The sequence below is a fragment of the Paenibacillus sp. IHB B 3415 genome (assembly GCF_000802655.2).
GTDB classification, from domain to species: Bacteria; Bacillota; Bacilli; order Paenibacillales; family Paenibacillaceae; genus Paenibacillus_AQ; species Paenibacillus_AQ phytohabitans.
This window is the reverse complement of record NZ_JUEI01000076.1, coordinates 61,334-68,817: the sequence shown is the minus strand read 5'-3', so window position 1 is coordinate 68,817 and position 7,484 is coordinate 61,334. Positions and strand designations below refer to the sequence as shown.

6 protein-coding genes are annotated in these 7,484 nt (G+C 50.8%); 1 reads left to right on the top strand and 5 read right to left on the bottom strand.

Features of this window, described 5'->3' with window-relative positions:
• Positions 1-324: 324 nt before the first annotated feature.
• From QW71_RS28595 to QW71_RS28585, 3 genes are all read right to left on the bottom strand, one after another.
• Positions 325-1,209 carry a hypothetical protein gene (locus QW71_RS28595; protein ID WP_039307368.1) on the bottom strand — a complete coding sequence of 295 codons (885 nt, stop codon included), beginning with the start codon at positions 1,207-1,209 and terminating at the stop codon, positions 325-327.
• Positions 1,210-1,551: 342 nt separating this feature from the next.
• Positions 1,552-2,349, bottom strand: a complete 798-nt coding sequence (locus QW71_RS28590; RefSeq protein WP_039307367.1) for an RNA methyltransferase — start codon at positions 2,347-2,349, stop codon at positions 1,552-1,554.
• A gap of 277 nt (positions 2,350-2,626) precedes the next feature.
• Positions 2,627-3,310: a TrkA family potassium uptake protein gene (locus QW71_RS28585; RefSeq protein ID WP_152679885.1), complete on the bottom strand. Its 684-nt coding sequence runs from the start codon at positions 3,308-3,310 to the stop codon at positions 2,627-2,629.
• A gap of 232 nt (positions 3,311-3,542) precedes the next feature.
• Between QW71_RS28585 and QW71_RS28580 the strand changes: the two genes are divergently transcribed.
• Positions 3,543-3,779 carry a small acid-soluble spore protein SspI gene (locus QW71_RS28580; RefSeq protein WP_039307361.1) on the top strand — a complete coding sequence of 79 codons (237 nt, stop codon included), beginning with the start codon at positions 3,543-3,545 and terminating at the stop codon, positions 3,777-3,779.
• A gap of 121 nt (positions 3,780-3,900) precedes the next feature.
• Here QW71_RS28580 and QW71_RS28575 read toward each other — a convergent pair whose 3' ends face one another.
• Entirely contained in the window at positions 3,901-5,487 is a 1,587-nt protein-coding gene (locus tag QW71_RS28575) for a peptide chain release factor 3 (RefSeq protein WP_039307358.1), read from the bottom strand.
• A 380-nt stretch (positions 5,488-5,867) separates the two neighbouring features.
• The gene (gene zwf / locus QW71_RS28570) at positions 5,868-7,418 is read right to left on the bottom strand and encodes a glucose-6-phosphate dehydrogenase (RefSeq protein ID WP_039307355.1); all 1,551 of its coding nucleotides are present in this window, start codon (positions 7,416-7,418) and stop codon (positions 5,868-5,870) included.
• Positions 7,419-7,484 lie beyond the last annotated feature (66 nt).

The following is a 7,484-nucleotide window of genomic DNA, read 5'->3' as shown; positions in this document are numbered from 1 at the left end:
CGCGGCCAGAAATAGAATATATCATGAATAGAGATTCATTGCAAGCATTACTTTAAAGATACATTCATATGCCAAGTGACTCCTGCAACTTAGAGCAACTCTCTTTATAGTTCATATATTTATCGTATAGCTGAGATTGAAGCCTGAAAGATTCTGCAGTAAGCATATCTATTAGATCTGTATCAAACTTTAACCCTACTATCCATCGAGCTCTGCCTCTGGAAACAGGAACAGACCCTGTTCATCCCCGGCACCTGCCGTTAGAACAAGGTCTGTTGCATAATGCGGAAGAATCCCCTGTATAATTGCACCTGTGTAGATACCCTACTCTAAACTCAACTTCTGTTGGAGTAATACAACCAGATCCTCCGCTGTATCCCAGACGAGGGGACGGATCTCTTGCAGGTGTACCCGAAGGTTGTCGGCATCACAGCTCTTAACAGTCCAGATCACCGGAATGCCCCTCCCAAGCGCGTATCCCGCTGCATAATACACTTCAGGAGACTGACCCGTTACATCTGCGATAATCAGCTGGCTGTCCGCAATGGACTCCAAAGAATACGTTTCGCTGCTATATGCAAACAATCGGGGAAGATAACCGTACTGCTCGATTTTGGGCAAAAGCTTCTCCTGCCATTCCGTACGCAATTCCTCTTCTTCCGGCAGGAGAACGACGCATTGCTTTAATTTCTTACCTCCGCTTGTTGCAGCGGCTTCGCTCCATCCTTGTGCGGTTAATTTAAAGGTTAAGCCTTCTCTTATAAGCAGCTGGTCGCTTCCAAGCTTATCGATGATATAGACCAGCTCTTGCAGGTTGGGAGAGTATGTCAGGTTATAGCTGCTGGAAAGGGGTTGAATGACCACCGGTTCCACCGGTCCCTCGGAATGTCTATACAAATATTGCAGCAGTCTGTTTCCCTTATCCTCAATAGTCACAGGGATGGCCGGAGAATTCACAATAGAATCCAAATCCCCGGCACTTACACTGACCTTCTCGCCGCGGTCTGTCATTTCCCGGATATACGCTGATACCAAATGGAGCATGTCGCGTTTCTGTTGGTGTGATAACGAAAGTATCGACTCATAGCTGTCTCTCAGCAGGCTATAGAACCCTCCGGGAGCACAGAAGCACTCTAAGTATCGGTCATAGTCGCCCTCAGCAATAATCGGGACAATCTGATCACAGAACAAACAGTGTTTTTTTAGCATGACAATTTACCACCTCTTATCAATAGCAATTCCTCTAACCTTACCAAGATTGCCAGGAAAAGTAGACAAGCAGATATTTCCTTTAGGCCGGTAATAGCTTTACAGGCTTCTGCTAAATCCTCCTAAAGTATAATACTGAGCCTTTGATTCCGTACTTTCTCCAGCACTTGATAAGACTTGCATATAAGCATTCTCTTTCCGAATCTCGTCTATTAAAGGCGCTAGAATTACACAAAAAAGTCCTGATAATCAAGGTTACCTTGACTATCAGGACTGAAATTTGCGTGCGCATCCAAGAGGTAAACGACGCTAAAGGCAAAGCAAGTCACAGACAGTGTGAGTTCACCTCCCGTGGCTCCCCCGCTGCCGCATCCCCTCAAACAGCAAAATCGTTGCCGCCATCGCCGCATTCAGCGATTCGGCCCGGCCGGCCATCGGGATGATGATGCTCTTGTCGACGAGGGCTGCCGTCTCCGGCGAGATGCCTTTGCCCTCGCTGCCGATCAGCAGCCACTGGCTGCCATGGAAATCATGGGTGTAGCAGGAATCTTCACCTGTCAGCGAAGTGCTGACCAGCAGCGCACCGCGTTCCCGCGCCTGCGGCAGAATCGTGCCGAGATCTCCCTCTACTACGGGGAGATGGAACATCGAGCCCATCGTGGAACGAATGGTCTTCGGATTGAAAAGATCGGCGCAGCCTTGGCCGAGGATAACACCGTCCGCACCTGCCGCATCGGCACTGCGGATGATCGTGCCCACGTTGCCGGGGTCCTGAACCCCGTCCAGCACAACAACCAGACTATCCGGCTTCGCCAGGATGGCCTCCACGCCCTGCTGCTCCTTGCGTACAACGGCAAATACCGGCTGCGGTGTATTCGTGCTGCTGCACTTCGCAATAACCGCTGCTGACACGCCAATTACCTCCATGCCCTGCACGGCCTGAAGCAGAGGCTTCAGCTCGGACGGCATGCCCTTATCCAGATCAAAAGCCAGGCATTCCACATCCGCTTCCGCCTGCAGCGCCTCCTGCACCAGATGAATGCCCTCCACAATATATTTACCGGACTTGTCGCGGTGTTTCTTCTCCTGCAGCCCAGCCCATTCCTTCACCCGCGTATTCTGCGGCGACATAATTTCCATGAGGTCCTACCTTTCTGTTGCTTGCAGATTCCTGATCTTAAGTATGCTAAACCAACCGGGCGTATTAACTGTAGTTAGTACAACTAAAAACAGCCTTTCCGCAGCAAATCCCCTTTTAACTGCAGTCTGTACAACTAAAATTAGCGGTTGGAGTAAGATTCCGCTATTTACGTGATTTTAGTTGTACCATATACATCTATTTGAGAATAACGGGCTTTATCTTTAAAAATAACTGTACAAAATACAGTTAGCCTATCCCGTATCAACCATACTTCCCCTATTGATAAGCCATTTCCAGCTTCGTCAGGTTGTCCTTGCGTCCGACGATGACAAGTACATCACCTTCAGTCAGGCGGTCCTCCGCTCTGGGGGAAATATTCATTTCCTCACCCCGGCGGATGGCCATCACATTACAGCCGTATTTGGCGCGAATATTAAGCTCCTGCAGATTCTTGCCGAGCATCGGCCCTGAGACTTTCATATCCAGAATGCTGTAGTCCGGTGACAGCTCTATATAATCAAGGATGTTCGGCGAGGCCAGATGATGCGCCACCCGCATGCCCATATCCCGTTCAGGATAAATTACCTTATCTGCTCCGATTTTACTCAATACCTTGCCGTGCAGCTCGCTTTTGGCCTTAACCAGAATCGCAGGCACGCCGAGATCCTTCAGGATCAGCGTAGTTAGAATACTGGCCTGAATATCCTCGCCAATCGCGACAACTACCACATCGAAGTTACGGATACCGAGTGCACGCAGTGCCTCTTCATCGGTCGAATCCGCGGATACGGCATGAGTAACAATATTCGAAATTTCCTGGGTGCGCTGCTCATCCGCATCAATGGCCAGTACATCAAAGCCCATACCGCTGAGCGCCTTGGCTACACTTGAGCCGAAACGTCCCATTCCGATGACGGCATATTGTTTTTTTGCCATAATTGTTGTACCTCCCGCCCGCATTTTGCATCTCAAACAGTATAGCATAAGCCGTCATAAACTTGAATTTTCAGCGTGGCCACAGGGCACCTTATAACAAGGCTGCTCACAAACCTAAGCGCATGCTCCCGAAGCCAGTTTTGCGGTACTGACTCAGGAGGCCTATGCTAACAAAACCTAAGCCCACGCTCCCGAAGCCAGTTTTACGAAGCTGCCCCCGGAAGCCTATGCTAACAAAACCTTAAGGAGGTCGATTATGCCAGTCACCATTGATTTGCGCCAGGCTATTGTACACAAGATTCACGGACAGACCGAAGAAGGTCTGCGGGAAGTGATCGAGAATTCCGTGGACGGGCCGGAAGCCGCGCTTCCCGGACTCGGCGTTGTCTTCGAAATGATCTGGAAGGACCTTGATCCCGCTAAGCGGGACCGGGTGCTCTCCATGCTGCACAGACATCTGGAGAAGCTCACGCCAGGGTCCATCACCTCCTAAAGAGGTTCATTCTCGCCAAAAACCTCCGCGATCCACTGTGCAGCTGCACAAGTGGAAACGGAGGTTTTTTATAACAAATAATTGAATAAGCGGCCAACTTATCCTACTACAACTGTACATTTCAAGGCGCGGTTTCCAGGAACTTAGCCGTCGGATTCTTCTCCATGGCGGTCCGCATAGCGTATTCGTTCTCGAACAGCACTACATAATTCCCCTTCTTATCGGTAACCAGTGTGGAGTTGATCCGGAATTTGCTTGCGTCCGGCTTGTTGTCATCCACAATCCAGCGTGCGAACTGGTAGCTCATTCGCTGCAGCTGGACATCTACACCATACTCGCCCTTCATCCGATACTCGAACACCTCGAACTGCAGTTGGCCGACGACACCCAGCAGGATATCATCGAAATTCACCGTACGGAACACCTGGATCATGCCCTCTTCGGTCAACTGGTCAATGCCCTTCTGGAACTGCTTCGACTTCAGCGCATTCTTAATGCTCACTTTGGAGAAAATCTCCGGCGAGAAGGTCGGCAGCTCATCGAATTCAATATCCCCTGCCTGACTCAGCGTGTCGCCAATCCGGAAGATACCCGGGTCAAACAAACCGATAATATCGCCTGGGTATGCCTCTTCTACAATATCGCGGTCCTGGGCCAGGAACTGCTGCGGCTGGGACAGCTTGATGTCTTTGCCGGCACGCACATGCTTCACACTCATCCCGCGCTCGAACTTGCCGGACACAATGCGCAGGAAGGCAATGCGGTCACGGTGAGCCGGGTTCATGTTAGCCTGGATTTTGAACACATAGCCGGTAAATTTCTCATTTGTCGGTTCAACAGAACCAGCTGTACTGCGGCGTGGTTCAGGCTTCGGTGCAAGATCCAGGAAGTTATCCAGGAAGGTCTGCACGCCGAAGTTGTTGATCGCACTGCCGAAGAATACCGGAGTAATCTCTCCGCGGAGTACTTTCTCATAGTCAAACGGATCGCCCGCTACATCCAGCAGCTCCAAATCCGCACATAATTGGTCATGCAGGTATTCTCCGGCCATCTCGCGGATGATCGGGTCGCGGTAGCTTTCCACTTTTTGTACTCTGATCACGGAATGATCGTCGCCCTGGAACAGCTCAACCTGATTCTTCATCCGGTCGTATACGCCGCACAGCTCGCGGCCCATGCCGATCGGCCAGTTCATTGGCACAGAGCGGATACCCAGTACATTCTCCAGCTCTTCCATCAGTTCAAATGGATTGCGGCCTTCACGGTCCAGCTTATTGATGAAGGTGAAGATCGGAATACCCCGCTTGGCACAGACCTGGAACAGCTTGATCGTCTGTGTTTCTACACCCTTGGCAACGTCGATTAGCATGACCGCACTGTCAGCCGCAGTAAGCGTACGGTACGTGTCTTCACTGAAATCCTGGTGACCCGGGGTATCCAGAATGTTCACCCGGTGGTCCAGATAATCAAACTGCATGACGGAAGAAGTAACGGAGATTCCGCGCTGCTTCTCAATTTCCATCCAGTCACTTGTGGCATGCTTGCTTGCCTTACGGGCTTTGACTGTGCCTGCTAAGCGGATAGCGCCCCCGAAGAGGAGCAGTTTCTCGGTCAGCGTTGTTTTACCCGCATCCGGGTGGGAAATAATCGCAAAGGTTCTGCGTTTGTCTACTTCACTCTGAAGCTTGTGGTCCGTTGCCTTATTCATTACACATATCCCTTCATATATAAATTCATCCATGCTTCTGCTTCAATTACCGGATTTCATCAAATCGGTGCACTACTCATTCGTCCAGATCCTTTCACGTAGAATTCATCGTTACATCGTTGAAGTACGGTTTATAGGATATTTTATGGCGCCTTGCCTAGAAATTCTTTATTTTGAAAGCATCCTTTTTAGTATAGCAAAATCCGGCAAACATTATCTACAAAAAAGCTCCGCAAGTCAAATATCTTGCAATATTATGTACAGATACTCCAGCTTTGGCGCAAATTCGGCTGACTGGTCCGCAGGAATCCGTTATTCCGCAAAAAGATCCCCCTGCAGCGATATGCAGAGGGATCTCTAACAATTCTCTTATTCAGGGTTTAGCGGTTAACCTGCCATACCACATTGTCTTCATCCTGGCCGTTGACCGGCCACCAGTGGAAGCCTTCGCCAGCCAGCAGCTGATCGGCTTCGACCGGCCCCCAGGAGCCGGCAGGATAGGAAGCGAGATCGTTGCTCTCTTCCTTCCATGCCTTGGCGATACGGTCCACGAAGGACCAGGCCGAGGACACTTCATCCCAGCGGGTGAAGTAGGTCGAATCCCCGCGCGCAGCATCATGCAGCAGACGCTCATAAGCTTCCGGCGAGTTGATGCCGATCATGCAGCTCTGGCAGAAATCCATCGCCAGCGGCTGAATTTCCGATTCCGAACCCGGCTTCTTGGCATTGATCTTCACGTAGATGCCTTCCATCGGATTCACACGGATTACGAGCAGGTTTGGCTCCAGATTATGCTTCTGGCCCAGATAAACGTTGGTCGGCATTCCTTTGAACTCTACAACCACTTCCGTAGTCTTCACAGGCAGACGTTTGCCGGTACGGATATAGAAGGGAACCCCCGCCCAGCGGAAGTTGTCTACAAATACACGGGCTGCGAAATACGTCTCCGTATTCGATTCCGGGTCCACCTTGTCTTCCTGGCGGTAAGCCGGAAGGGTCTTGCCCTTGTAGAGCCCTTGTGTGTATTGACCGCGCACCACGTTCTCGCGAACCTCTTCCGCCGTAGCGTAAGGACGAAGCGAACGGAGCACCTTCACTTTCTCATCACGGATATCTTCAGCCAGCAGACGGCTTGGCGGTTCCATAGCGATCATTGTCAGCAGCTGCAAAATATGGTTCTGTCCCATATCGCGCAGTGCTCCGGCATGATCGTAATACCCGCCGCGCTCTTCCACACCCACGGTTTCCCCGAGTGTGATCTGAATGTTGGCGATATGCTTGTTGTTCCACAGTGGCTCGAAGAAAGCATTGGCGAACCGGATCACTTCAATATTCTGCACCATTTCCTTACCCAGGTAATGGTCAATCCGGTAAATCTCTTCTTCCTTGAACACCTGGCGGATTTGCTCGTTCAGCTGTTCAGCGGACTCCAGATTGTAGCCGAATGGCTTCTCGATCACCAGACGGTTCCAGCCCCGGGTCTGCAGCATGCCGCCAGCCTTCAGGTTGAAGGAGACACTGCCGAACAGTTCAGGTGCAAGCGCCAGATAGAACAGGCGGTTGCCCGGAATATGGAACTTCTCTTCGAGCGCTTCCGTCTGGGCATTCAGCTCACGGAAACCGTCAATATTGTTGATGTCCAGAGACTTGTATTCGAAATGCTGCACGAACTCGTTCCATTCCGCAGCATCTCCTGCCTGGTAGCGGCAGAACTCGCGGATGGATTCCTTCACATCTTCCCGGAATTCATCCTGGGTACGGGGACGCCGAGCCACGCCAATTACCGCAAAATCATGTGTCAGCTTGCCTTCACGGTACAAACTGTAGATCGCCGGGAAAAGCTTACGCCGGGCTAGATCTCCGGTTGCCCCGAAGATAAAGAATACAGCACCGGGTGTATGCAGTGCATCAAGGGTTTGATTTTCAGCCATGGCTCCTCATCTCTCTGTATGTAATATAGTTGACATTCATTCTCAGCGGCGGTCATGATATAAAAT

Excerpts from the sequence above, each read along its gene's own strand:
- QW71_RS28595 (WP_039307368.1), bottom strand. The coding sequence starts at position 1,209 with ATGCTAAAAAAACACTGTTTGTTCTGTGATCAGATTGTCCCGATTATT.
- QW71_RS28590 (WP_039307367.1), bottom strand. The coding sequence starts at position 2,349 with ATGGAAATTATGTCGCCGCAGAATACGCGGGTGAAGGAATGGGCTGGG.
- QW71_RS28585 (WP_152679885.1), bottom strand. The coding sequence starts at position 3,310 with ATGCGGGCGGGAGGTACAACAATTATGGCAAAAAAACAATATGCCGTC.
- QW71_RS28580 (WP_039307361.1), top strand. The coding sequence starts at position 3,543 with ATGCCAGTCACCATTGATTTGCGCCAGGCTATTGTACACAAGATTCAC.
- QW71_RS28575 (WP_039307358.1), bottom strand. The coding sequence starts at position 5,487 with ATGAATAAGGCAACGGACCACAAGCTTCAGAGTGAAGTAGACAAACGC.
- zwf (WP_039307355.1), bottom strand. The coding sequence starts at position 7,418 with ATGGCTGAAAATCAAACCCTTGATGCACTGCATACACCCGGTGCTGTA.